Consider the following 24,119-nt stretch of genomic DNA (forward strand, 5'->3'; position numbering starts at 1 on the left):
GCGGGTGCTGGTGTGCTCCACCGGGTCCGAGCTGGCCGAGGACCCGGAGCCCGGCTCCGGCCAGATCCGCGACGCGAACGGCGCCATGCTGGCGGCCGCGGTCGAGGAGGCGGGCGGGGATCGCGAGCCGCCGGCTGTGGGTGGCCGACGACGTGCCGACGTTCCTCGGCACCCTCGCCGACGAGCTCGGCGGTGGCACCGAGGGCGGCGAGGGCGGGGTCGACCTGCTGCTGACCTCGGGCGGGGTCAGCGCCGGCGCCTACGAGGTCGTCAAGGAAGCCCTCGCCCCGCGCGGGGTGGAGTTCCTGAAGGTCGCGATGCAGCCCGGCATGCCGCAGGGCGCGGGCAGCTACGGGGGCGCCACCGTCGTCTGCCTCCCCGGCAACCCGGTCAGCTCGCTGGTGTCGTTCGAGGTGTTCGTCCGTCCCGCGCTGCGCGCGGCGCTGGGGCACCCGCGGCCGCACCGCCCGGTCCGTCGGGTGCCGATCGTCGAGGACCTCACCTCCCCCCGCCGGGAAGCGCCAGCTCCGACGGGGCGTCCTCGACCGCGACGCGGGCACCGTGGCGCTCTGCGGTCCCGCGGGCTCCGGCTTCCTGGGCTGGCTGGCGAGGGCCGACTGCCTGGTCGACGTCCCGGCCGAGGTCACCGCCCTGAGCGCCGGCGACCTCGTCGACGTGTGGGACCTCACAACCTGACCACTCCTACCCAACGGCCGCCGACTCACCCGGCTTGCACGCGCTGCCCGCTCCCGCTTGGCTTGGGGCCATGGTCGGACGCATTCCGGTGATCGACGTCATGCCCGTGCTCGACCTCGGCCGGCTGCCCGCCAAGGCGACCGTGGGCGAGCCGTTCCCGGTGTCGGCGACCGTGTTCCGCGAGGGACACGACCGGCTCGGGGCCGAGGCGGTGCTGATCGGCCCCGACGGCACCCGGCGGGCGCCGGTGCGGATGCACCGGCTGCCCACCACCGACCGGTTCTCGGTCGACCGCTACGAGGCCTGGGTCGTGCCCGACCAGCAGGGGGGGCCTGGTCGTTCGAGGTGCACGCCTGGTCCGACCCGGTCGGCACCTGGCAGCACGACGCCGGCATCAAGATCCGCGCCGACGTCGACGTGGAGCTGATGTTCACCGAGGGCCGGCTCCTCCTCGAGCGGGTGCTCGGCCTCCCCGGCCTGGACGACGACGAGAAGGGCGTCGTGCACGCGGCGATCGCGGCGGCCGCCGACACCAGCCGGCCCGTCGCCGCGCGGCTGGCGCAGCTGGAGTCGCCGGAGCTCTCCGCGGTCCTCCTCGCGCACCCGCTCCGCGAGCTGGTGACCGTCGAGGGCCCCTACCCGGCGTACGCCGACCGGCAGCGCGCGCTCTACAGCAGCTGGTACGAGTTCTTCCCGCGCTCCGAGGGCGCCCGGGTCGACCCCGCGACGGGCTCGGTCGTGAGCGGCACGTTCACCACGGCGGCCGAGCGGCTGGAGGCGGTCGCGGCGATGGGCTTCGACGTCGTCTACCTGCCGCCGATCCACCCGATCGGCGAGGTCAACCGCAAGGGCCCCAACAACACGCTGACGCCGGGGCCGGAGGACCCGGGCTCGCCGTGGGCCATCGGCAGCCGGCACGGCGGCCACGACGCCGTCCACCCCGACCTCGGGACGCTGGCCGACTTCGACGCGTTCGTCGCCCGCGCCGCCGAGCTGGGGCTCGAGGTGGCGCTCGACCTGGCGCTGCAGTGCGCGCCCGACCACCCGTGGGTCACCGAGCACCCGGAGTGGTTCACCACCCGCGCCGACGGCACCATCGCCTACGCGGAGAACCCGCCGAAGAAGTACCAGGACATCTACCCGATCAACTTCGACAACGACCCGCAGGGCATCGCGCAGGAGGTGCTGCGGGTGGTCCGGCACTGGATGGACCACGGGGTCCGCATCTTCCGCGTCGACAACCCGCACACCAAGCCGGTCGCCTTCTGGCAGTGGCTGTTGGCCGAGATCCGGGGTACCGACCCGGACGTGCTGTTCCTCTCCGAGGCGTTCACGAAGCCGCCGATGCTGCAGACCCTCGGCGCCATCGGGTTCCACCAGAGCTACACGTACTTCACCTGGCGCACCGAGAAGGAGGAGGTCGCCGACTACCTGCAGGAGGTGTCGCAGGAGTCGGCCCACCGGGTGCGGCCCAACTTCTTCGTCAACACCCCCGACATCCTCCACGAGTTCCTGCAGTACGGCGGCCCGCCGGCGTTCAAGATCCGCGCGGCGTTGGCGGCGACCGGGTCGCCGAGCTGGGGCGTCTACAGCGGCTACGAGCTGTTCGAGCACGTGGCGGTGCGCCCGGGCAGCGAGGAGTACCTCGACTCCGAGAAGTACCAGGTGCGGGTCCGCGACTGGGAGGCCGCCGAACGCGAGGGCCGCTCGCTGGCGCCGTACCTCACCCGGCTCAACGAGATCCGGCGCGCCCACCCCGCGCTGCAGCTGCTGCGCAACCTGGTGGTGCACCCGACCGACGACGAGGGCGTCCTCTGCTTCTCCAAGACCGCCGGGTCCGACAAGGTGATCGTCGTGATCAACCTCGACCCGCACGCCACGCGGGAGACCGTCGTCCACCTCGACCTGGCCGCGCTCGGCCTCGACCCGGGCAGCACGTTCCCCGTCCACGACGAGCTCAGCGGCCAGGACTGGCACTGGGGCGCCGACAACTACGTGCGCCTCGACCCGCACGTCGAGCCCGCGCACGTCCTCACGGTCAGGGTGGTGCCGTGAGCGACGTGGTGCTCAACGACGAGCCGGAGTGGTACCGCACGGCCGTCTTCTACGAGGTCCTCGTCCGGTCGTTCCGCGACTCCGACGGTGACGGGGTCGGCGACTTCCGCGGCCTGACCGAGAAGCTCGACTACCTGCAGTGGCTGGGGGTCGACTGCCTGTGGGTGCCGCCGTTCTTCACCTCGCCGCTGCGTGACGGCGGCTACGACGTCGCCGACTACACCAGCATCCAGCCCGAGTGCGGCACGGTCGAGGACTTCCAGGTCTTCCTCGACGAGGCGCACAAGCGCGGCATCCGCGTGATCATCGACTTCGTCATGAACCACACCAGCGACCAGCACCCGTGGTTCCAGGCCTCGCGCAGCGATCCGGACGGGCCGTACGGCGACTTCTACGTGTGGTCCGACACCGACGAGCTCTACCAGGAGGCGCGGATCATCTTCGTCGACACCGAGCCGTCGAACTGGACGTGGGACCCGGTGCGGGGGCAGTACTTCTGGCACCGGTTCTTCCACCACCAGCCCGACCTCAACTTCGACAACCCCCGGGTCCACGACGCGATCCTCGACGCGCTGCGGTTCTGGCTGGAGATGGGCCTCGACGGCTTCCGGCTCGACGCGGTGCCCTACCTCTACGAGCGCCCGGGCACCAACGGCGAGAACCTGCCGGAGACGCACACCTTCCTCAAGAAGGTGCGCAAGTTCGTCGACGACCACTACCCGGGGCGGGTGCTGCTGGCCGAGGCCAACCAGTGGCCGGCCGACGTCGTCGACTACTTCGGCAAGGGCGACGAGTGCCACATGTGCTTCCACTTCCCGGTGATGCCCCGCATCTTCATGGCGGTGCGCCGGGAGTCACGGTTCCCCATCTCGGAGATCCTCGACCAGACACCGCCGATCCCCGACGGCTGCCAGTGGGGGCATCTTCCTGCGCAACCACGACGAGCTGACGCTGGAGATGGTCACCGACGAGGACCGCGACTACATGTGGGGCGAGTACGCCAAGGACCCGCGGATGAAGGCCAACATCGGCATCCGCCGCCGGCTGGCGCCGCTGCTCGACAACGACACCAACCAGATCGAGCTGTTCACCGCGCTGCTCCTGTCGCTGCCGGGCTCCCCCGTCCTCTACTACGGCGACGAGATCGGGATGGGCGACAACATCTGGCTCGGTGACCGCGACGGGGTGCGCACGCCGATGCAGTGGACGCCCGACCGCAACGCCGGGTTCTCCTCGGCCACGCCGGGGAAGCTCTACCTGCCGGTCATCCAGGACCCCGTCTACGGGTACCAGAGCGTCAACGTCGAGGCCGAGCTGGAGAACGCCTCGTCCCTGCTCCACTGGACCCGCCGCATGATCCACGCCCGCAGCAAGCACCCCGCCTTCGGGCTCGGCACGTTCACCGACCTCGGTGGCTCGAACCCGACGGTGCTCTCCTACGTCCGGGAGTACGACGACCCGCAGGACCCCCTCGACCGAGGGCGACGTGATCATGTGCGTCAACAACCTGTCCCGCTTCCCGCAGCCGGTGGAGCTCGACCTGCGGCGCTACGAGGGCCGGGTGCCCGTCGAGCTGCTCGGCGGCGTCCCGTTCCCGCGGATCGGCGAGCTGCCCTACCTGCTGACGCTGAGCGGGCACGGGTTCTACTGGTTCCGGCTCTCCGACCCCGAGCACAACGACAGGCCGGTGCTGTGATGTCCGAGGATGCCCGCGGCCGCGACGGCCACCTCCGCGAGTTCATCGCCGACGCCCGCTGGTTCGGCGGCAAGGGCAGGGAGTTCGACGTCGGCGACGTACGCCGCCTGGGCCTGGTCGGCGACCCGGCCGGCGACCCGGTGGTGGTCGTCGACCTCGTGACCGTGGTCTACGACGACGCCTCCGAGGAGCTCTACCAGGTGCCGCTGGCGCTCTACACCGACCCGGAGGGCCGGCTCGACCACGCGTTCGTGGGCTGGTGGGAGGAGCCGGACCTCGGCTGGCGGCACGCCTACGACGCGCTGCACGACCGGACGGCGATGGCGCGCTTCGTGGAGGCCTTCGCCGACCCGGCACTGGCGGAGGGCGTCGAGTTCGTGCGGATCGGCGACCACGAGCTCGAGCCCGACGCCCACAGCACGGTCTTCAGTGGCGAGCAGTCCAACTCGACCGTCCTCTACGGCGAGGACTCGGTGCTCAAGGTGTTCCGCCGGCTGACGCCGGGCGAGAACCCCGACATCACCACCCACAAGGTGTTGACCGAGGCCGGGTCGACGCACGTGGCGCACCTCTACGGCTGGATCGAGCACAAGGACCTCCACCTCGCGATGCTGCAGCAGTTCCTGCGGACGGCGAGCGACGGCTGGGAGCTCGCCCTGGCGAGCGTGCGGGACCTGTTCTCCGAGGCCGACCTGCACGCCGACGAGGTCGGCGGCGACTTCGCCGCCGAGTCCGCCCGGCTCGGGGTCGCCCTGGCCGAGGTGCACGAGCAGATGCGGGCGTCGTTCGGGACGTCGGCGGCCGGCGCGGCGTCGGTGGCCGACGGCATGAACGAGCGCCTCGACGCCGCCATCGAAGTGGTCCCCCAGCTCGCCGAGCACGCCGATCGGCTGCGGGGCGCGTTCGCCGCGCTGGCCGGGCTCGGCGACCTGCCGGTGCACCGGATCCACGGCGACCTCCACCTCGGGCAGACCCTGCGCACCGTCGCAGGGTGGAAGGTCGTCGACTTCGAGGGCGAGCCCGCCAAGCCGCTCGCCGAGCGGCTGCTGCCCGACTCGCCGTGGCGCGACGTGGCCGGCATGCTCCGCTCGTTCGACTACGCCCCGCACGCGATCGCGAGCTCGCTGCCCGAGGACGACCCCGACGTCGCCGGCCAGCGCGAGCGGCGCGCCCAGGAGTGGGCCGCCCGCAACAAGGAGGCGTTCCTCCGCGCCTACGCCGGCGACCGTGACCTCACCCGCGACGAGGGCGTCCTCGTCGCGGCGTACGTCGCCGACAAGGCGATCTACGAGTGCGTCTACGAGGCGCGCAACCGGCCCACCTGGCTGGTGATCCCCCTGACCGCTATCGCGAGGATCGGCACACCGTGACCCCACGCGTCTTCCCCACCACCCTGGGCGAGTTCGACATCCACCTCGTCAACGAGGGCCGGCACGAGCAGCTGTGGCAGGTGCTCGGCGCCCACGTCAAGGAGCTCCCCGACCCCGAGACCGGCGAGCCGGTGCCCGGCACGACGTTCGCGGTCTGGGCGCCCAACGCCCGCTCGGTGCGGGTCATCGGCGACTTCAACTCCTGGGACGGCAACGCCCACCCGATGCAGCCCGTGCAGCAGTCGGGCGTCTGGGAGACGTTCGTGCCGGGCACCGGGAGCGGCACGACGTACAAGTACCTCGTCGAGGGCTCCGACGGCATCTGGCGGCAGAAGGCCGACCCGCTCGCGTCCTTCGCCGAGCAGCCGCCGGCCACCGGCTCCCGGGTCTTCGCCTCCCAGCACGAGTGGCAGGACCAGGAGTGGATGGCGCAGCGGTCCACCAAGCAGCCCGTCGACGAGCCGATGTCGGTCTACGAGATGCACCCCGCGTCCTGGAAGCGGCACCCCGACGGCCGGTTCTGGAGCTACGACGAGCTCGCCGACCCGGAGCACGGGCTGCCGGCGTACCTCGCCGACCTCGGCTTCACGCACGTCGAGCTGATGCCGATCATGCAGCACCCGTTCGGCGGGTCGTGGGGCTACCACGTGACGTCGTACTTCGCCCCCGACTCCCGGTTCGGCGACCCCGACGGCTTCCGCCGCCTCGTCGACGCCCTCCACCGCGCCGGCATCGGCGTGATCCTCGACTGGGTGCCCGGGCACTTCGCGACCGACGACTGGGCGCTGGTCCGCTTCGACGGGACCCCGCTCTACGAGCACCCCGACCCCACGCGCGGCTGGCACCCCGAGTGGGGTTCCCACATCTTCGACTTCGGCCGCCGCGAGGTCCGCAACTTCCTGGTCGCCAACGCGCTGTACTGGCTCGAGGAGTTCCACGCCGACGGCCTGCGGGTCGACGGCGTCGCCTCGATGCTCTACCTCGACTACGCCCGCAACCCCGGCGAGTGGTCGCCCAACCAGTACGGCGGGCACGAAAACCTCGAGGCGGTGCAGTTCCTGCAGGAGCTCAACGCCACCGTCTACAAGCGGGTGCCGGGCGTGGTGACGGTCGCCGAGGAGTCGACCTCCTGGCCGGGCGTCACCGGGGTCACCTCCGGCGGCGGGCTGGGCTTCGGCTTCAAGTGGAACATGGGCTGGATGCACGACTCGCTCGGCTACCTCAAGCGCGACCCGGTCCACCGCGCCTACCACCACCAGGAGCTGACCTTCGCCCTGGTCTACGCCTACTCCGAGAACTACGTCCTGCCGCTCAGCCACGACGAGGTCGTGCACGGCAAGGGCTCGCTGCTGCGCAAGATGCCCGGCGACCGGTGGCAGCAGCTGGCCAACCTGCGCGCCTACCTCGCCTACATGTGGGCGCACCCCGGCAAGCAGCTGGTGTTCATGGGCACCGAGTTCGGCCAGGAGTCGGAGTGGGCGGAGTCGCGCGAGCTCGACTGGTGGCTCCTCCAGCACCCCGAGCACCGCGGGCTGCAGAGCATGGTGCGCGACGCCAACCACCGTTACGCCGAGCTGCCCGCGCTGTGGCAGCAGGACAACAAGCCCGAGGGCTTCGCCTGGATCGACGCCAACGACGCCGGGCACAGCACCTACTCGTTCGTCCGCCGGGCCGAGGGACAGCGCGACCTGGTGTGCGTCACCAACTTCGCCAACGCCGTCCACGGGCCCTACCGGCTGGGTCTCCCCCGCGCCGGCGCCTGGACGGAGGTGCTCAACACCGACGCCCAGGCCTACGGCGGGTCCGGCGTCGGCAACCTCGGCACGGTCGAGGCGGTCGCCGCCGGCGACCTCGAGGCGCGGGCCCCGGGCGGCAGCCCGGCGTACGCCGAGATCACGGTGCCGCCGCTCGCCACGGTCTGGCTGCTCGCCCCCGAGGACCCCCCGGCTCCCCCGGCTCCCCCGGCTCGCAAGAGCCGGATCTGACAACCCTCCGGCGCCCGGTCGTGCGGGTGCTCCGGCCGGTGCCGGCGTTCTCGTCCGCGCACGCGGTTTCGTTCCTACCCTCGACCCAGGACGGACGACGGGCAGGCCTCGTCCGCCGCCGGGGCGCGGAGCGAGGCACCGATGAACGGAAGCACACCGTGGATCCATCAGGAGGTCCGCGAGCTGGTGGCCCGGCACGGTGGCTACCTGGTCAGCGACCCGACCGAGTTCCGCGCGGCGCTCGAGGACGTCCTCGGTGACCAGCGTGACCTGCCCCCCGGCCTGGTGAACCTGCTGGTCGACGCGGTGCGCCACCAGGTGGCGGCCCACGTCGCCCACCTGGTCGACAACCGGGCCGACCCGGCGACGGCGGTGCGCACGGCGGCGAGCCGGTTCGCCGAGGTCCGCGGCGGCGGCGACTCCGCCCGGTGCACGTGGGCCGCGGCGGTGCTCGGCCATGCCGTCGGCCGGGTGCCCGAGGACCTCGTGCTGCGCACCTACGGCGCCGAGCAGTGGTCGGGCGGCGGCCCGCCCCAGGTGCCGCCCCACCCCGTCCCGCCCCACCCCGTCCCGCCCCCACCCCGTCCCGCCCAGCCCCGTCCCGCCCAGCACCGTCCCGCCGCCACCGCCACCGCCGCGGGTCCCCGACGAGCCGACCCGACCGGCGCCGGTGCCGCTCCCGCCGCCCCCGGCGCCGCCTCGTCGCCGGAGGAGGACCGGGCTGGTCGTCGCGGGCCTGGTGGCGACGGTGCTCGTCGCGACCGGCGGCGGCATCGCCTGGTGGGCGCTCGGCGACGACCCGGCGCCCCAGCGCACGACCTCCGCGGAGGCCGAGGAGCCGGAGGACCCGACCGACCTGGAGGGCGTGGCCGACCGCTACGCCAACCTGGCGGAGGACGTCACGGCCGGCGTGACCGCGTGCGAGCTGGTGGAGGACACGCCCGCCGGCGTCACGGAGCGGCTGCGCTGCAGCCTGCCGGAGGCGAGCCTGGAGCTCACGACCTTCGAGTCCGCCGACGACCTCCTCGCCGCCCGTACCGCGGTCCTCGACACCGAGGTGGGCACGATCAGCGACGTCACCGCGGACCGCGCCTACTTCGGCTTCGACCCGGACAACGGCGGCACCGCCGACCCGGCCGTCGTCTACTGGGACCTCGCCGCCGCGCGGCAGTCGGGCCACGTCGTGGCCGCGACCCCCGACCATCCCTACGAGGACCTCAGCGCCGACGTCGCCGAGACCGGTCCGGTGGTCGGCGAACCGTCCGAGCCCGCGCACCCGCGGCTGATCCGGCTGCTGGCCGGGCTGGGGATCGGCGACTGCTCGCGGATCCCGACCTTCGGGGACGGCGAGACCGAGGAGAACCTCTGCTCGCGGGACGGCTACGACGTCTACGCCGCGGCCTTCGGCACGGAGGCCGAGCTGCTGCGCTACCGGGTCGACGTCCGCAGCCGGCAGCGCGAGGACCGGGTCTACACCGGCTCCAGCGTCTACTGCTACAGCCTCGACGCCGACCCGGTGTGCCCCTCGGTGGAGGGCGAGCGGGTGCTGGGCCGGATCCTCGGCTACGTCAGCGAGGACGGCCAGGAGGACGAGAGCGGCGTCCTCTACCTCGACCACGTGCGGTGCGGCTGCTACGTCGAGGTCTGGGGCCGTGAGGGCGTCGGCCGGGGCGACCCGAACGCCCTGCAGCCCGTGCTGTTCCCCCTGACCCGCGGCGCCGTCGAGGGCACGGCGACCGCTCGGACCGGCTGGCTAGTGTGATGCCGTGCCCGACCAGCCCGCCACGCAACCCGACACCCAGGTCGCCACCGTCGCCGACCGGACCGCCCGGATCAGCTGGACCGACGAGGTGCTGGCGGCCGGGTGGCAGGCCGCCGTCGACGTCGTACGCCGCGACGTGGCCGCCGCCCTGACCGAGCACGACCGCGTCGAGGCCCTGGTTCCGGTCGACGACGACGCCGGGCAGCGGATCGCGACCTGGTCCGGGCTGCGGCGGGAGGGGATCCAGCGCGGTGTCGGGGGGCGACCTGGTGGTCTACGCCCGGCTGGTCGACGACGTCCCGGTGCACGAGCCGGGCGGCTTCCGCGCGCTCCTCAACTCGTTCCTGCCGCGCAAGCGGGCGATCAGCCAGATGCTGGTGCGCGACGACTCGCCCGAGCCGCGGGTGCTGCTGTGCGAGCTGACCTACAAGTCCGACTGGGACCTGCCCGGCGGCGTCGTCGAGGTCGGCGAGTCGCCCCGCCTCGCCGTCGGCCGCGAGGTCCAGGAGGAGCTGGGGCTAACGATCGACCCCGGGCCGGTGCTGCTCACCGACTGGCTGCCGCCGTGGGGGTGGATGGGACGACGCGCTGTGCCTGGTGTTCGACGGCGGGGCGCACGACCCGGCGCTGGTCGACCGGATCGTGCCGCAGGCGCGCGAGATCCGGTCAGCGGCGTTCTGCACGCTCGACGAGGTCGAGGCGCGGGCCGCCGACTTCACCGCCCGCCGGGTCCGTGCCGCGATCGCCAACCTCGGGAGCGGCAGTCCGGCCTACACCGAGTCGGGGCGCTGACGGGCGCAGCGCGACCAGGACGCCGAGCACCAGCACCGCTCCCCCGGCGACCTCGCCCGCCGCGGGCCGTTCGCCGAGCAGCAGCCAGGCCGACCCCATCGCCACCGGCGGCACCAGCAGGATCCACGGGACGACGGCCGCCGACGGGTTGCGCGAGAGCAGACCGTTGAAGATCCCGTAGCCGACGAGCGACGCCAGCACCGCGGTGTAGAGGGTCGAGAGCAGCGCCTCCCACCCGAACGCGGCGGCGGCGTCGCCGAACGCGGCGGGGCCGTCGACCGCGAGGGAGAGGAGCGCGAGCGGCACCGGCACCACCAGCGCCGACCAGACGGTGAGCGCGAGGCCTCCCGTCGCGCCGGAGGCCCGAGACACGACGTTGCCGATCGCCCACGTCAGCGCGGCGAGGAGGCAGAGCAGCAGGGCGGTCGCCGGCACGTGCCCACCCCGCCCCAGCCCGACGACGACGAGACCGGCGGCGCCTAGCGCGACGCCCACGGTCTGAGCGGCCGTCGGCCGCTCGCGCAGCGCCGCGGCCGCGAGCACGATCGTCAGGACGACCTGGGCCTGGAGGACTAGCCCCGCCAGCCCCGGGGGCATGCCCGCCGCCATCGAGAGGTAGAGGAACGAGAACTGCCCCAGCGACATGAACGCTCCCACCGCGAGGAGCACCCGCCACGGCACGTCGGGCCGCGGCAGCAGGAAGACGGCGGGCAGCAGCACCACCGTGAACCGGATCGCCACGAACAGCAGGGGCGGCACGTCGCCCATCCCCCAGTCGATGACGACGAAGTTGACGCCCCACACGGTGGCGACCAGGGCGGCGAGGAGGGAGTCGCGGCGGGTCACGAGGACCAGCCTGCACTCGACGACCATGAAGTTCCAGCGAACGATCGTGCCGCACTTCGTGTAGCGTCGCTTCATGATCGATCTCGACGCCCTCGCGGCGCTGCGGGCGGTGGCGACCCACGGGTCGGTGGTGGCGGCAGCCGCCGCGACCGGGTTCACGCCGAGCGCCGTCTCCCAGCAGGTCAAGCGGCTGGAGCGGCAGACCGGCGTACCGCTGCTGGAGCGGGTCGGCCGCGGCGTGATGCTGACCAGCCACGGGCACTACCTGGTCGGCGAGGCCGAGCGGCTGCTCGCCGACCTCGAGCAGCTCGAGGCCGGCCTCCAGCGCCGGGCCGAGGTGGTCACGGGCAGCGTGCGGCTGGTGGCGTTCTCCACGGCGATGCGCGGCCTGGTGGCACCCGTCGTACGCCGCCTCCGCGACGAGCACCCCGCGCTCCGGTTGTCGCTGGAGGAGCGGGAGCCCTGGGACGCGGTCGACCTGGTCGCGGCCGGGCGGTGCGAGGTCGGCATCGTCCACCGGTGGGGCGGCGTGCCGCTCGACGTGCCCGACCACGTCGTCGCGGCACCGCTGGCCCAGGACGTCGCCGACCTGATCGTGCCGCGCGACCACCCGCTCGCCGGCCGCGACCAGGTGACGCCCCACGACCTGGTCGACGAGGGCTGGATCGCGACCCCGGAGAGCACGATCTGCCGGCAGTGGCTGCACCGGATGTTCGACGGCACCGGGCGCCCGCCCCGCATCGCCCACGTCAGCTGGGAGTTCGAGTCGCATCTCGCCCTGGTCGGAGCCGGCCTCGGCGTCGCCCTCGTGCCGCGGCTGGGCCGGGCGCCGCTCGGCGACGACGTCCGTGCGGTCCGGGTCGTCGACCCGGTCCCGACCCGCGACGTCGACGCGATCCACCGCCGGACGATGGCCGACAGCCCGGCGGTGCGGAGGTGCTGGCGCAGCTCGGCGCCGGGTGAGCGCGCCCCCTGTCGGCGGGTGGGTCGTCGGGTGGGTCGGCGGGGCTCGTCGGCCGGTCAGTCGGTCGCGACCTCGAACGCCGGCGCCGGCTCGGTCTCCAGCACCTGGCGGGCGAGCATGGTCGAGCCGACGACGGCGGCGGGCATCATCAGCACCGCGACGAACGGCACCATGAAGCACACGTGCACGGCCACGCCGAAGCCGAGCATCGTGCTCCGGTGGCCGGCGAGCAGCGCCTTCTGCGCCTTGCAGTCCATGCCCCGCGCCTCGAGCGACCGCGAGACCAGCTCGCCGGCGATCAGCCGGCCGCCGAGCAGCGCGCCGAGCACGGGGCCGGCGACCGCGCCGACGAGCGGGACCAGGCCGACCACGAAGACGACGACGGTGGTCGCGACGCCCAGCACCACCAGGCCCAGGCCGTCGACCGCCGCGCGCACCCAGCCGACGCCGCTGTCGGGCACGTCGCCGCCGAGCATCCGCTCGGTCTCGGCCCAGATCCGCTCGTAGAACGGGTCGCCGACGGCGAGGGTCAGGCCGGCGAAGACGACGACCGACAGCACGACCGAGCCGAGCAGCACCGCGACGTAGAGCCCGATGCGGAGCAGGTCACGCCACGGCTGCGACCAGTCGTCGGCGAACGGTGTCGCCCAGCCGATCAGGTCGTCGGCGAGGAACACCAGCGCCACGAACGCCGCGAGCAGCAGCACCAGCACGACGAGCGCCGGCACCAGCCCGAGCAGCATCAGGCCGGGCCGCTCCCGCCACATCCGCAGTCCGCGGAGCAGGAACCCCGCTCCGTCGGCGAAGGCCATCGCCGTCCGCTCAGAACAGCGCCGAGGCCAGCGCCTGCCGGCCCTTGAGCACCCGGGGGTCGTCGTTGCCGACCGCGGCGAACAGCCCGACGAGGTGCTCCGCGCGCGCGGTCGCGCTCCTTGCCTGAGGTGCGGCGCACGAGCTCGACGAGCCGGGCGAACGCGTCGTCCACGTGCCCGCCGAGCAGGTCGAGGTCGGCGACCATGATCTGGGCGTCGACGTCGTCCGGCGCCGCCGCGGCCGCCTCCCGGGCGGCGTTGAGGTCGACGCCGCGGGTGCGCTGGAGCACCTTGGCCATCGCGAGCCCGGCAGCCGCCTCGGCGTCGGCGGGGTTGGCGTCCGCGAGCTTCTGGTACTCGGCGACCGCCCGGTCGATGTCCCCGGCCTCCAACGCGTCCTGGGCGGGCGCGTAGCGCGGGTCGAGCGCCGCGGACTCGTCGTCGTCGCCGGTGGCGGGGCCGGCGGTCATCGGCTGGTGGCGGCCGGTGATGCCCTGCGCGGTCAGCTGCTGGCCGAGCTGGTTGAAGAGCGCGCTCAGCTCCTCGCGGCCCACCATGCCCGGGATCGGCTGGGTGGCCGGACGGCCGTCGAGGAAGATCATCAGCAGCGGCACGGGCAGCTGCGGCAGCTGGCTGGCCTGCGCGATCGCCTGCGCGATCTGCGGCGCAGCGTCGACGTCGACGAGCGCGGCGAGGAACCGGCCGTCGTACTGCCCGACCAGGTCGGCGACGTCGTTGGCCATCGTGGTGCTCTCGGGCGCCTGCGACGGTGAGTGGAAGACGAGGACGACCGGCGCCGTGGTCGACGCCTGGAGCACCTGCTGGAAATTCTGCTCGTCGACGGTGACGGCGTACGGCGACACCGCGCCGCCCGCCGAGGCCCCGGGCCCGCCCGGGCCACCCGGACCGGCGGCGCCCGCGCCGCCTGCTCCCGCGGCCGGCTGGGAGGGACGGTTCTTGAGCGCCGAGAGGTCGATCGCCCCGCGTGCGAACGGCTGCTGCGTCATGCGGCCGATTCTAGGAGCCGGCGGGAGCCGGCGCCGTGCGGGGCGCTCACTCCTCGGCGACGAAGTCGCCGGCGGCGGCGCGCACCGGGCGCAGCAGCTCGGACAGCTCGCGGAGCCGGTCGTCGTCGAGGCCGTCCATCGCGAAGCCGGCGTCGACCAGGTCGGCGGTGGCGCGCTCGACCAGTGCGCGGCCCTCGTCGGTGATCTCGGCGAGGACGGTGCGGCCGTCCTCGGGGGTGGGGCAGCCGGCGGATCAGCCCGCTCGCCTCGAGCCGCCGGACGATCGACGTCACCGACGTGGGGTGCACCTGGAGCCGCTGGCCCATCTTGCCGAGCGGCAGCGAGCCGCGGAGGAGAAGGTGAGGAGGACCAGCGCCTCGTAGCGGGCGAAGGTGAGGCCGTGCGGCTTGAGCAGGCCGTCGAGCCGCGCGAGCACCAGCTGCTGCACCCGCATCAGGGACGTCACCGCGTGCATGGCCGGCACCGCGTCCCACCGGCGCGCCCACTGGCGGGCCGCCTCGTCGATCGGGTCGAAGGGGGAGGGAGGGAGGCATGGGTGGCATGGTGGCAGCAGATCGGGTTCGCCGGGGCGGGGGGCACGTCAGTTGGGCACGCGGGGGCCGCGGAGCCCGGCCCGCTGGACCACGCGCTGGATGGCGAGGTCGCGCTCGTCCGGCCGGCCGACGTACCGGATGTCGCGCAGGCCCTGCTCCTGGGCCGCGGACTCGAAGCAGAAGTGGCCGAACCCGAGCAGCCGGCCGTGCAGCGGCTTGCGCACCGAGATGTCGAGGATCCGGCTGAGCGGCATCGTCGCGAGGTGCTGCGACAGCACGCCGTGGACGCGGAACACCCGCATGTTGGTGATCACGAACCGGTCGCGGTGCTCGCGCAGCACCCCCCACGTGGCGTGGGCGAGCAGGCCCGCCGCGAGCAGCAGCACGACCCATGCGACGTCGACGTGGACGAACGGGCTGACGGCCAGGAGCGCGAGGCCGGCGACCCCCTCCGCGGCGGGGCGGAGGTAGGCGAACCAGTGGTGACGCACCTCGTCGACCACCACCTCGCCCTCCTCACGGAGCAGGTGCTTGCGGATCCCCGGATCGCCGAGCCACGCGAGGAAGCCCATGCGTCACCAGCTCAGAGAGCGCCGACGAAGTCGATGACGCCGGTGAAGAGCTCCTCGGTGAGCCCCCCACCCCTCGCCACCGGCGCTCTTGGCGTTCTCCGCCAGGCCGGAGGGGTCGGTGAGCATCCAGAAGCCGAGGAAGACGACGACCACGACAGCGATGAGCTTCTTGGCGTCCATCCGGGGGTTCTCCATCCGAGGCAGGCGGGGCATACGTCGCCACATTCGTACCAGCGGCGGGCCTGCTGCCGCGGGAGGCGCGCTGGGCGGGGGCCGGGTGGGGCGAGGAGGTGCCATGGGTCGTCGACGCCCTCTTCGGGTGCGCTCCACTGGCACCTGGTGCCGGCGCAGCGCACCCCAAGCCGGGTGTCGCGCGGATCGGAACCCGCCGACGTACCAAGGCCCACTCATCGCGCTCGCGCAAGGCGGCGGCTGGCGCGATCCGGACTTCGGTACGTCGCCCGGTCGTCACCCGCTCATGCCACAGTGAGGTGCGTCCTCCGGCCGTTGCGGGGGTACTACCGAGGTGCGTGCTCGTCGACGTCATGACCGTTGGGTTGCGACACGCTCACGCCCGCGGGGTGGGAGCGCGGCGAGCACGCGCTCTTGCCCGCGACCGCTGGTGCACCGCGGCGATGCCCCGAGGCCGGGCGTCCGGGCGTCAGAAGCCGAACGCCTCCTGTCGCGGCGGCGGCACCCGGTCGCGGAGCCAGGCGTCGAAGAACGCGTCGAGGTCGGTGCCGGCGACCTCCTCGGCCAGCGCCTCGAAGTCCTCGACGTGCGCGTTGCCGTCGCGGTGGTCGCGCACCCAGGTCCGCAGCAGCGTCCGGAAGGCGCTCTTCCCGATCACGTTGCGCAGCGCGGCGAGCGCCATCCCGCCGCGCTGGTAGATCGGCCAGGCGAAGATCCGGCCGGTGTCGCGGCACGGGGACGTGCACGGATTGGCGACGACGACGTCCCAGAACCACGACTCCGAGCGCCAGGCGTCGTACTGGCCGCGCAGCCACCGGGACGTGCTGCGGCCGCCCCGGGCCTCGGCGTCGTGCTGCTCCAGGTAGGTCGCGAAGCCCTCGTTGAGCCAGATGTCGCGCCACCGCCCGACCGAGACCGAGTTGCCGAACCACTGGTGGGCGAGCTCGTGGACGAGGAGCGAGCGGCCCGGGATCGAGCCGTACGTCGGCCGGCCCTGGTTCTCGAGGGCGAAGCCCACCGGGAGGCCGGTGACCAGGCCGCCGGTGCTCTGGAACGGGTAGTCGCCCAGCTCACGCTGGAGCGACGCCGTGATCCGGGCCGACGGCCGCAGCGCCGCCAGCGCCCGCCGCGCCCAGCGCCGGCCGTTGAGGGTCGAGGCGGCGTTGACGTAGGGGATGCCGGCCGCCTTCCCGCGCTCGACGAGGAAGTCGCCGGCAGCGAAGAACGCGAGGTACGTCGCCATCCGGTCGCTCATCCGCCAGTGCGTGGTCGCGTTCGGCCCGTGCACCCGGCGGCTCACCTGCCGCCCGTTGCTGATGACCTTCTTCTCGCGGGGCACGGTGACCCGGATGTCGTAGGTGGCCTTGTCGCTGGGGTGGTCGTTGCTCGGGAACCACCACGGGGCCATGTGCGGCTCGTTCATCGTGACGACCTCGCGCCGGTCGGCCAGCCAGCTCGACTCGTCGCGCCAGGTGATGTTCCCCGGCCGGCCGTGGTAGCGCACCCGCACCCGCGTGGTCTCGCCCGCGACCAGCGGCCGGGCCGGCACCACCCGGAGCTCGTGGCGGCCCTGCTTGCGGAACCGCGCCGGGCGGCCGTCGACGCGTACGTCGTCGACGGCGAGCAGCAGGTCGAGGTTGAGCGCCGCGAGGTCCTGCCGGGGGCGCAGCCGGACCACCGTCGTGCCGGTCAGCAGCCCGGACCCGAACTTGTAGCGCGTGCGGATGTCGTAGTGGAGCACGTCGTAGCCGGGGTTGCCGTCCTGCGGGAAGTACCGGTCAGGCACCTCCGGCTCGTCGGGCGGGGCGGCGGACGACCCGGCGACGAGGGTCGCGACCAGCACGGTCGTCAGCAGCGGGGCGAGCAGTCGAGCCAGGAGGCGGGGGTGAGGCACCGGGTCAACCTACGGCACCTCGCCGACGAAAACCGGTTGCGACCGCCGGAGAACGTCGCTGATCATGGACGCCGCCCGCCCGCGTCGCCCTGTCCGGCGCCGGCCCGAGTCGAGAGGAGCGTGACATGACCATCGCTGTCCTTGGCCTGTCCGCAGACCACACCCTCTCGACCCGGAGAACCCACCATGTTTCTGGAGCACTCCTCCACCACGCCTGACCCCACCTTCGTCTTCGACTACGTCGCCTACGACGAGGACCTCGCCGACGACCAGCGCTGGTCGACCTGGCTGAGCGTCGAGCCGCTGTGCCGCGGGCCCGAGCCCCGCCCGGACTGGCTCGTGACCTCCCAGGGCGCCGTCGACACCGACCTCGGCATCCTCAAGACCGGCAAGGAGGCCGACGTCTTCCTGCTCGAGCGGGCCGACCCGCTGCGGCCCGACGAGGGCGTCGTGATGGCGGCGAAGCGCTACCGCACGCCCGAGCACCGCACCTTCCACCGCTCGGCCACCTACACCGAGGGCCGCAGCATGAAGCGGTCCCGCGACGAGCGGGCGATCAAGCGCAAGAGCACGTTCGGCCGCCTGGTGGCGGCCGGCGAGTGGGCGGCGTCGGAGTGGACCGCGCTCGTGCGCTGCTGGGGCCTCGGCCTGCCGGTCCCCTACCCGGTGCAGGTCGACGGCACCGAGATCCTCATGGAGTGGATCACGGTCGACGGCGAGGACGGGCAGCAGACCGCCCCGCGGCTGGCGCAGACCCGGCCGTCGCGCGAGCTGCTCGCGTCCTACTACGAGCAGCTCCGCGACGCCCTCACCACGCTGGTCCAGGCGGGGCTCGTCCACGGCGACCTGTCGCCGTACAACGTGCTCGCCGCCGGCGACCGGCTCGTGCTGATCGACCTGCCGCAGGTCGTCGACCTGGTCGGCAACGCCCAGGGGTTCGACTTCCTCCTGCGCGACTGCACCAACATCTGCGGCTGGTTCGCCCGGCGCGGGTTGGAGGCCGACCCGCAGGAGCTGTTCGGCGAGCTCGTCGCGCACGCCTTCTGACCGGGTCGATCAGGGTCGGATCAGGGTCGGAACAGGCTCGGATCAGGCCAGCAGGCCGTCGAGACCGAGCTCGTGGCGCCCGGTCTCGACCAGCGTCGCCTCCGGGGTGAGCGGGTGGAACTTCGCGGCCCGGATGTCGCGGTAGCAGCGCTCGATCACCGAGCCGCGGAAGAACGCCGGCCCGCCGGCCACGTCCATCGCCAGGTCGCAGACCGCGACGCCGGCGGCGGCCACCTCGGCCTTGGCCATCATGACCGCCAGGTAGGTGTCGTGGGACGGCGTCGGGTCGTCGCCCACGGCGGCGAGCGCACCGTCGAGCGCCCAGGAGGCGACCTGGAGCCGGTGTCGCATCGCCCCGAGCTGCCGCTGCACGAGGACGTTGTCGCTCTTGGCGCGGGGCCGTGGCGAGCGCGGCGTCGTACGCCGCCTCCGCGACGCCGAGGTAGGCGCCGGAGATGATCGGGAACGCGATCTCGGAGATCACCTGCAGGGGCCCGTCGACCACGCCGTAGGGCCGGTTGGCGAGCACCCGCTCCGCGGGCACGAACACGTCCTCCACGATGACGTCGTTGCTCGCCGTGCCGCGCATGCCGAGGGTGTCCCAGTTGTCCGCGATGCTGACGCCCTCGGCACTGATCGGGACCGCCATGTTGAGGACGCGGCGGCCCTGCTCGGGGTCGTCGAGCACGAACATCGTCGACATCACGGTGCCGTGGCCGGACTGGCTGGCGAACCGCTTGCGCCCGGAGACGCGGTAGCCGCCGTCGACCGCGACCGCCTCGCCGCGGGGATGGGTGTAGTCGCCGCCGCCGGTCGAGACGAGGAGGATCCCCTCGTCCGCGACCCGGCGGAGCGTGGCCTCCGCGCCCGGCAGGCCGCGGCGGTGGCGCCAGGCCGTGAACGCGACCACGTGCTGGTGCATCGAGCTGGCCAGCGCGGTGGAGCCGCAGTGGCGGGCGAGCTCGCGCTGCAGGGCGGTCAGCTCGGCGATCGTCGCGCCGTCGCCACCGAGCTCGACCGGGACGGCCGCCTTGAGCAGGCCGGCCTCGCGGGAGCGCGGCGTAGGCCTCGGTGACGAAGCTGCCCTCGGCGTCGTGCCGGGCGGCGTTCTCGGCCAGGACCGGCCCGAGGGCTGCCGCCCGGTCGACGAGGGACGGGGTGGGGGTCGTGGTGGACGGGGTCTCGTGCTGCTCGGTCGTGAGCGGTGCTGTTGTCGTCATGTCGTTCACGATCCGTCCGCGCCGCGCGGCGCTGCTAGTCCACGATCAGAACCCTGCTGGTCCAGAACGACGACTACCCCGGGCCCTCGCGCGGTGCGACCATGATGAGCATGCCCGACTACGGTGACTACTGCCCGGTGCAGATGGCGGCCGAGGTGGTCGCCGACCGGTGGACGCCGTTGATCGTCCGGGAGCTCGTGCTCGGCAACACCCGGTTCAACGACATCGCCCGGGCCATGCCCGGCATCTCCCGCTCGCTGCCGGTGCAGCGGCTCCGTCACCTCGAGCGGAAGGGCGTCCTCGAGACGTGGCCGTCGCCGACCGGCCGCGGCTCCGAGTACCACCTCACCCCGGCCGGCAAAGACCTCGAGCGGGTCCTCGACGTGCTCGGCCGGTGGGCGGTCGAGTGGCTCTTCGAGGACCTGCGCCCCCACGACGTGCCGCCGACGACGCTGATGTGGTGGATGCGCCGCCGGGTCGACCCGGAGGCGTTCCCGCCGACGCGGACGACCCTGGAGTTCCGTCACACCGCCCCGGTGCCGCAGACGATCTGGCTGGTGCTCGACCGGGGCGACGTGTCGGTCTGCCAGCAGCACCCCGGCTTCGAGGTCGACCTGGTCGCCACCGCGACGACCGCGGAGTTCGCCGACGTCTTCCAGGGTTACCGCACCTGGCAGGAGGCGGTCGCCGGGGGCCGGATCGAGGTCGCGGGCCCGCCGCGGCTGGCCGCCGCGCCCCCGCTGGTTCGTCTGGAGCCCCCTGGAGCGCGGTCACCCGCGAGCGCGCGGACCGCGCCCAGCGCGAGGCGGCGCTCGCTTCCGCGTCCGACTGACTACCGTCGGTCCGCGTGAGGACCATCCCCGAGCGGGTCGTCGTCGTCCGCGACAGCACCCCGACCGACCCCGGCCGTGACGGGCTCTACTCCGCCGAGGAGCTCTACGACGCCGCGCCGTACGCCGCGCTCGCGCGACGCCCGCGCCTACGCCTGGTTCCTGGAGCGCCACGACCCCGAGGCGCTGCTGAGCCGCGCGCTCCACGACGAGGGCGTCGACCAGGCGCTAGGCCGGTGGTGCGCCGGCCGGAGCCTGGTGGGAGTGATGGGCGGGCACGCCGCCCGCCGCGGCACACCGGCGTACGCCGCCGCCGCGCGCCTCGGTCGCCTGCTGGGCCGCGACCACACCGTCGCCACCGGCGGTGGGCCGGGCGCGATGGAGGCGGCCAACCTCGGCGCCCGCCTCGCCGGCGCGGACCCAGCCACGCTCGACGAGGCGCTCGCCGCCCTGGCCGCCGTACCGGACTTCCGGCCGTCGGTCGACGACTGGGCCGCGGCGGCGTTCCGCGTCTGCGGCGCCCTCCCGGACGCCACGCCCACGCTCGGCGTCCCGACCTGGCACTACGGCCACGAGCCGTCCAACGTGTTCGCCACCGCGATCGCCAAGTACTTCCGCAACGCCCAGCGTGAGGCGATCCTGCTCCACGTCTGCGACGCCGGGATCGTGTTCCTCCCCGGCGCGGCCGGCACCGTGCAGGAGGTCTTCCAGGACGCCTGCGAGAACTACTACGCCGAGCCCGACCGGATCGCCCCGATGGTGCTCGTCGGCCGCCGGTACTGGACCGAGACCCTCCCCGCCTGGCCGCTGCTGCGCGCGCTCGCCCGCGGCCGCCCGATGGAGCAGCACGTCCACCTCGTCGACACGGTCGAGGAGGCCGCCGCCCTGCTCCCGGCGTGACCCCCGTCACGGACCGTCGTTCGAAGGGCGTGACCCGTTCTCCGCTCCCCTTCTCCCGACGTGACCTGCTCCGCGCCGCCGGGCTCGGCGGCCTCGCCGCCGCGGGCGTGGCCGGCTCCGGCGCCCTCGGCAGCGCGGCGTCGGCCGCGACCGGCGAGGTCGCTCCGGTGGCCACGCTCGCGTCCCGGCTGGCCACCGGCGCTGCCGGAGCCGGCGGCTACCGCCCGGTGGTCCGGGTCTCCGGCGAGCCGCACGTGGTGCGCACCGGCGTCGGCGCCGAGGCGCAGGGTGGGCGGGCCGCCCGTCGGCGGGCGGTCACGGCGTTCGCCCAGCTCAGCGACGTGCACGTGGTCGACGCCCAGTCGCCGCTGCGCGTCGAGTGGGCCGACCGGGTCGAGGACCCGTCGCAGCTGCCGTCGATCGGGCTGTTCAGCTCCTCCTACCGGCCCCAGGAGATGCTCACCGGCCAGGTCGCCGCCTCGATGGTCACCGCGATCAACCGGATCGGCACCGGCCCGGTCACCGGGCGGCCGCTCGCGCTGGCCATCCAGACCGGCGACAACTCCGACAACTCCCAGTACAACGAGGTGCGCTGGAACATCGACGTCCTCGACGGAGGGACGCTGCGGGTCGACTCGGGGAGCCGGACGCGGTGGGAGGGCGTCGCCGACGGCGTGCGGTCGTCGTACGACACGGCCTACTGGCACCCCGACGGGACGCCTCCCGGCAAGACCGACGACCGGGCGCGGCGGCTCTTCGGGTTCCCGACCGTGCCCGGCCTCCTCGACGCCGCCCGTCGGCCGTTCGACTCCGAGGGCCTCGCCATGCCGTGGTACAGCGTCTTCGGCAACCACGACGGCCTCGCCCAGGGCAACTTCCCGATGACGCTGCAGCTCGGGCTGCTGGCCACCGGTGCGCTGAAGATCGTGTCGCCGCCGCTGGGTGTCCACCCCGGCGAGCTGGCCGAGAACCTGCTCGCCGACCCGCTCGCCCTCGTCCGGTCGCTCGCGCTCAACCCCGGCGTCCGCCTCGTCACCCCCGACCGGGACCGACGGCTGCTGAGCCGTCGCCAGGTCGTCGAGGAGCACTTCCGCACGAGCGGCGCGCCGGTCGGCCACGGCTTCACCGACACCAACCGCAGCAAGGGGACGGCGTACTACTCCTTCGACAAGGGGCTGTGCCGCTTCGTCGTGCTCGACACGGTCAACCCCAACGGGTACGCCGACGGGTCGATCGACCGGCCCCCAGCTCGCCTGGCTGACCGACCTGCTGGAGCGGTCCCGCGACCGGGTCGTGATGGTGTTCAGCCACCACACCTCCACCACGATGACCAACCCGCTGGTGGTGACCGGCCTGGACGCGTCGCCGCGGGTGCTCGGCGGCGAGGTCCTCGACCTCCTGCTCGCGCACCCGCAGGTCGTCGCGTGGGTCAACGGCCACACCCACCGCAACACCGTGACCCCGCGGGTCGCCCCCGACGGCGGCGGCCTGTGGGAGATCACCACCGCCTCCCACATCGACTGGCCGCAGCAGGCACGGCTGATCGAGATCACCGACAACGACGACGGCACCCTGTCGATCTTCACCACGATGGTCGACCACACCGGCCCGGAGTCGGCCACCGCCGGCACCGCGGACGCCACCGCGCTCGCCGGCCTCTCCCGCGAGCTGTCGGCCAACGACTGGCACGACCACAGCGGCGGCACGGGCTCCGCGACCGACCGCAACGTCGAGCTGCTGGTGCGCAACCCGCTGGCGTGAAGCCCTACTCGGCGGCCGCCAGCTGGCCGCAGGCGCCGTCGATCTCCCGCCCGCGGGTGTCGCGGACCGTCGTCGGGACGCCGCGGGCCTCGAGCCGGCGCACGAACTCGCGCTCGTCCTCGGGGTCGGAGGCCGTCCACTTCGAGCCCGGCGTCGGGTTGAGCGGGATCAGGTTGACGTGCACCCATCCCCAGTCGCCGTAGGAGGTCAGCACGTCGGCGAGCAGGTCGGCCCGCCAGCCCTGGTCGTTGATGCCGCGCATCATGGCGTACTCGATCGACACCCGGCGCTTGGTCTTCTCGGCGTAGTGCCACGCCGCGGCGACCGTCTCGGCGACGGAGAACCGGGTGTTGATCGGCACCAGCTCGTTGCGCAGCTCGTCGTCGGGCGCGTGCAGGCTCAGCGCCAGCGTGACCGGGATGCCCTCCTCGGCGAGCTGCTCGATGCGCGGCACGAGACCGACGGTGGAGACGGTGACCCCCGCGCGCCGACATGCCGAGGCCGTCGGGCGCCGGGTCCGTGAGACGGCGTACGGCGCCCAGCACGGCCTTGTAGTTGGCCAGCGGCTCGCCCATGCCCATGAACACGACGTTCGACACCCGCCCGGGACCGCCCGGCACCTCGCCGCGCGCCAGCGCGCGGGCGCCCGCGACCACCTGCTCGACGATCTCCGCCGTCGACATGTTGCGCTGCAGACCGCCCTGGCCGGTGGCGCAGAACGGGCACGCCATGCCGCAGCCGGCCTGGCTGGAGACGCACATCGTCGCCCGCCCGGGGTAGCGCATCAGCACCGACTCGACGAGGGCGCCGTCGAAGAGCCGCCAGAGCGTCTTCCGCGTGGCGCCGCGGTCGGCCTCGAGCGTCCGCAGCGGCGTCATCAGGTCGGGGAGCAGCGCCGCCACGAGGTCCTCGCGCTGGGCGGCGGGGAGGTCGGTCATCTCGGCCGGGTCGTCCACTAGCCGCGCGAAGTAGTGGTGGGACAGCTGGCGGGCGCGGAAGCCCGGCAGGCCGAGGTCGGCGAGGTGCGCCTTCCGCTCGTCGGGAGCGAGGTCGGCGAGGTGCCGGGGCGGCTTCTTGCGGCCGCGCGGCTCCGCGAGGACGAGGGGCAGCCGGGTCGGCTCGGTGCTGTCGGTGCTGTCGGGCATCCCGTCCAGTGTCGCACCC

Annotated in this window: 18 protein-coding genes and 5 pseudogenes; 13 read left to right on the top strand and 10 right to left on the bottom strand. The window is 73.5% G+C overall.

Annotation, left to right across the window (positions count from 1 at the left end; genetic code table 11):
* The first annotated feature begins 152 nt into the window (after positions 1 to 152).
* From MF408_RS01100 to MF408_RS01130, 8 genes and pseudogenes are all read left to right on the top strand, one after another.
* Positions 153 to 788, top strand: a complete 636-nt coding sequence (locus MF408_RS01100; protein WP_275693421.1) for a molybdopterin-binding protein — start codon at positions 153 to 155, stop codon at positions 786 to 788.
* Positions 767 to 1,123 carry a maltotransferase domain-containing protein gene (locus MF408_RS24710; protein WP_275693312.1) on the top strand — a complete coding sequence of 119 codons (357 nt, stop codon included), beginning with the start codon at positions 767 to 769 and terminating at the stop codon, positions 1,121 to 1,123. Before MF408_RS01100 ends, MF408_RS24710 begins: the two co-directional genes overlap by 22 nt.
* Entirely contained in the window at positions 1,042 to 2,751 is a 1,710-nt protein-coding gene (locus tag MF408_RS01105) for a maltotransferase domain-containing protein (protein ID WP_275693313.1), read from the top strand. Before MF408_RS24710 ends, MF408_RS01105 begins: the two co-directional genes overlap by 82 nt.
* Positions 2,748 to 4,447 (top strand): annotated as a pseudogene (gene treS, locus MF408_RS01110) (maltose alpha-D-glucosyltransferase). Before MF408_RS01105 ends, treS begins: the two are co-directional and overlap by 4 nt.
* Positions 4,447 to 5,817 (top strand): hypothetical protein, encoded by a 1,371-nt coding sequence (locus tag MF408_RS01115; protein WP_240249926.1) that lies wholly within the window; start codon positions 4,447 to 4,449, stop codon positions 5,815 to 5,817. Before treS ends, MF408_RS01115 begins: the two are co-directional and overlap by 1 nt.
* Positions 5,814 to 7,802, top strand: a complete 1,989-nt coding sequence (glgB, locus tag MF408_RS01120) for a 1,4-alpha-glucan branching protein GlgB (RefSeq protein ID WP_240249927.1) — start codon at positions 5,814 to 5,816, stop codon at positions 7,800 to 7,802. The genes MF408_RS01115 and glgB overlap by 4 nt, the downstream gene beginning before the upstream one ends.
* 670 nt (positions 7,803 to 8,472) lie before the next feature.
* Complete coding sequence (locus MF408_RS01125) at positions 8,473 to 9,564, top strand: hypothetical protein (RefSeq protein ID WP_240249928.1); 1,092 nt, start codon at positions 8,473 to 8,475, stop codon at positions 9,562 to 9,564.
* A 371-nt stretch (positions 9,565 to 9,935) separates the two neighbouring features.
* Positions 9,936 to 10,040, top strand: a pseudogene (locus MF408_RS01130) (NUDIX hydrolase); the annotation flags it as partial.
* A gap of 190 nt (positions 10,041 to 10,230) precedes the next feature.
* Here the strand turns inward: MF408_RS01130 and MF408_RS01135 are convergent.
* Positions 10,231 to 11,277, bottom strand: coding sequence for an EamA family transporter (locus MF408_RS01135; protein WP_240249929.1), 1,047 nt, complete (start codon positions 11,275 to 11,277; stop codon positions 10,231 to 10,233).
* Between MF408_RS01135 and MF408_RS01140 the strand changes: the two are divergent.
* Positions 11,276 to 12,136: pseudogene (locus tag MF408_RS01140) on the top strand (LysR family transcriptional regulator); the annotation flags it as partial. The gene MF408_RS01135 and the pseudogene MF408_RS01140 overlap by 2 nt on opposite strands.
* An 86-nt stretch (positions 12,137 to 12,222) precedes the next feature.
* Here MF408_RS01140 and MF408_RS01145 read toward each other — a convergent pair.
* The 7 genes from MF408_RS01145 to MF408_RS01175 form a co-directional block, all read right to left on the bottom strand.
* A complete protein-coding gene (locus tag MF408_RS01145) occupies positions 12,223 to 12,978 on the bottom strand; it encodes an EI24 domain-containing protein (protein ID WP_240249930.1) in 756 nt (251 codons plus the stop codon).
* On the bottom strand, positions 12,909 to 13,985 hold the full coding sequence (locus tag MF408_RS01150; protein WP_240249931.1) for a tetratricopeptide repeat protein: 1,077 nt from the start codon (positions 13,983 to 13,985) through the stop codon (positions 12,909 to 12,911). Before MF408_RS01150 ends, MF408_RS01145 begins: the two co-directional genes overlap by 70 nt.
* Positions 13,982 to 14,311 (bottom strand): MarR family transcriptional regulator, encoded by a 330-nt coding sequence (locus tag MF408_RS01155; protein WP_240249932.1) that lies wholly within the window; start codon positions 14,309 to 14,311, stop codon positions 13,982 to 13,984. Before MF408_RS01155 ends, MF408_RS01150 begins: the two co-directional genes overlap by 4 nt.
* Positions 14,275 to 14,460 carry a hypothetical protein gene (locus MF408_RS01160; protein ID WP_240249933.1) on the bottom strand — a complete coding sequence of 62 codons (186 nt, stop codon included), beginning with the start codon at positions 14,458 to 14,460 and terminating at the stop codon, positions 14,275 to 14,277. The genes MF408_RS01155 and MF408_RS01160 overlap by 37 nt, the downstream gene beginning before the upstream one ends.
* 126 nt (positions 14,461 to 14,586) lie before the next feature.
* Positions 14,587 to 15,111: a PH domain-containing protein gene (locus tag MF408_RS01165; protein ID WP_240249934.1), complete on the bottom strand. Its 525-nt coding sequence runs from the start codon at positions 15,109 to 15,111 to the stop codon at positions 14,587 to 14,589.
* Between the two features lie 3 nt (positions 15,112 to 15,114).
* Complete coding sequence (locus tag MF408_RS01170; RefSeq protein WP_240249935.1) at positions 15,115 to 15,324, bottom strand: hypothetical protein; 210 nt, start codon at positions 15,322 to 15,324, stop codon at positions 15,115 to 15,117.
* Between the two features lie 448 nt (positions 15,325 to 15,772).
* Positions 15,773 to 17,197: a M1 family metallopeptidase gene (locus tag MF408_RS01175; protein WP_240249936.1), complete on the bottom strand. Its 1,425-nt coding sequence runs from the start codon at positions 17,195 to 17,197 to the stop codon at positions 15,773 to 15,775.
* A gap of 186 nt (positions 17,198 to 17,383) precedes the next feature.
* Here MF408_RS01175 and MF408_RS01180 point away from each other — a divergent pair, with 186 nt between their 5' ends.
* On the top strand, positions 17,384 to 18,244 hold the full coding sequence (locus MF408_RS01180) for an RIO1 family regulatory kinase/ATPase (RefSeq protein WP_240249937.1): 861 nt from the start codon (positions 17,384 to 17,386) through the stop codon (positions 18,242 to 18,244).
* Positions 18,245 to 18,286: 42 nt separating this feature from the next.
* Here the strand turns inward: MF408_RS01180 and MF408_RS01185 are convergent.
* A pseudogene (locus MF408_RS01185) lies at positions 18,287 to 18,619 on the bottom strand (acyl-CoA dehydrogenase family protein); the annotation flags it as partial.
* 13 nt (positions 18,620 to 18,632) lie between these two features.
* Here MF408_RS01185 and MF408_RS01190 point away from each other — a divergent pair.
* From MF408_RS01190 to MF408_RS01200, 3 genes are all read left to right on the top strand, one after another.
* Positions 18,633 to 19,319, top strand: a complete 687-nt coding sequence (locus tag MF408_RS01190) for a hypothetical protein (RefSeq protein WP_240249939.1) — start codon at positions 18,633 to 18,635, stop codon at positions 19,317 to 19,319.
* A 255-nt stretch (positions 19,320 to 19,574) separates the two neighbouring features.
* Positions 19,575 to 20,315, top strand: a complete 741-nt coding sequence (locus MF408_RS01195) for a helix-turn-helix domain-containing protein (RefSeq protein ID WP_240249940.1) — start codon at positions 19,575 to 19,577, stop codon at positions 20,313 to 20,315.
* Between the two features lie 57 nt (positions 20,316 to 20,372).
* A complete protein-coding gene (locus tag MF408_RS01200; RefSeq protein WP_240249941.1) occupies positions 20,373 to 21,194 on the top strand; it encodes a Rossmann fold nucleotide-binding protein in 822 nt (273 codons plus the stop codon).
* A gap of 1,765 nt (positions 21,195 to 22,959) precedes the next feature.
* On the opposite strand, the pseudogene rlmN reads toward MF408_RS01200, so the two are convergent.
* Positions 22,960 to 24,100 (bottom strand): annotated as a pseudogene (gene rlmN, locus MF408_RS01205) (23S rRNA (adenine(2503)-C(2))-methyltransferase RlmN).
* Between the last annotated feature and the right edge of the window lie 19 nt (positions 24,101 to 24,119).

Origin of the sequence: Nocardioides sp. TF02-7, assembly GCF_022437945.1 — a bacterium.
GTDB lineage: Bacteria > Actinomycetota > Actinomycetes > Propionibacteriales > Nocardioidaceae > Nocardioides.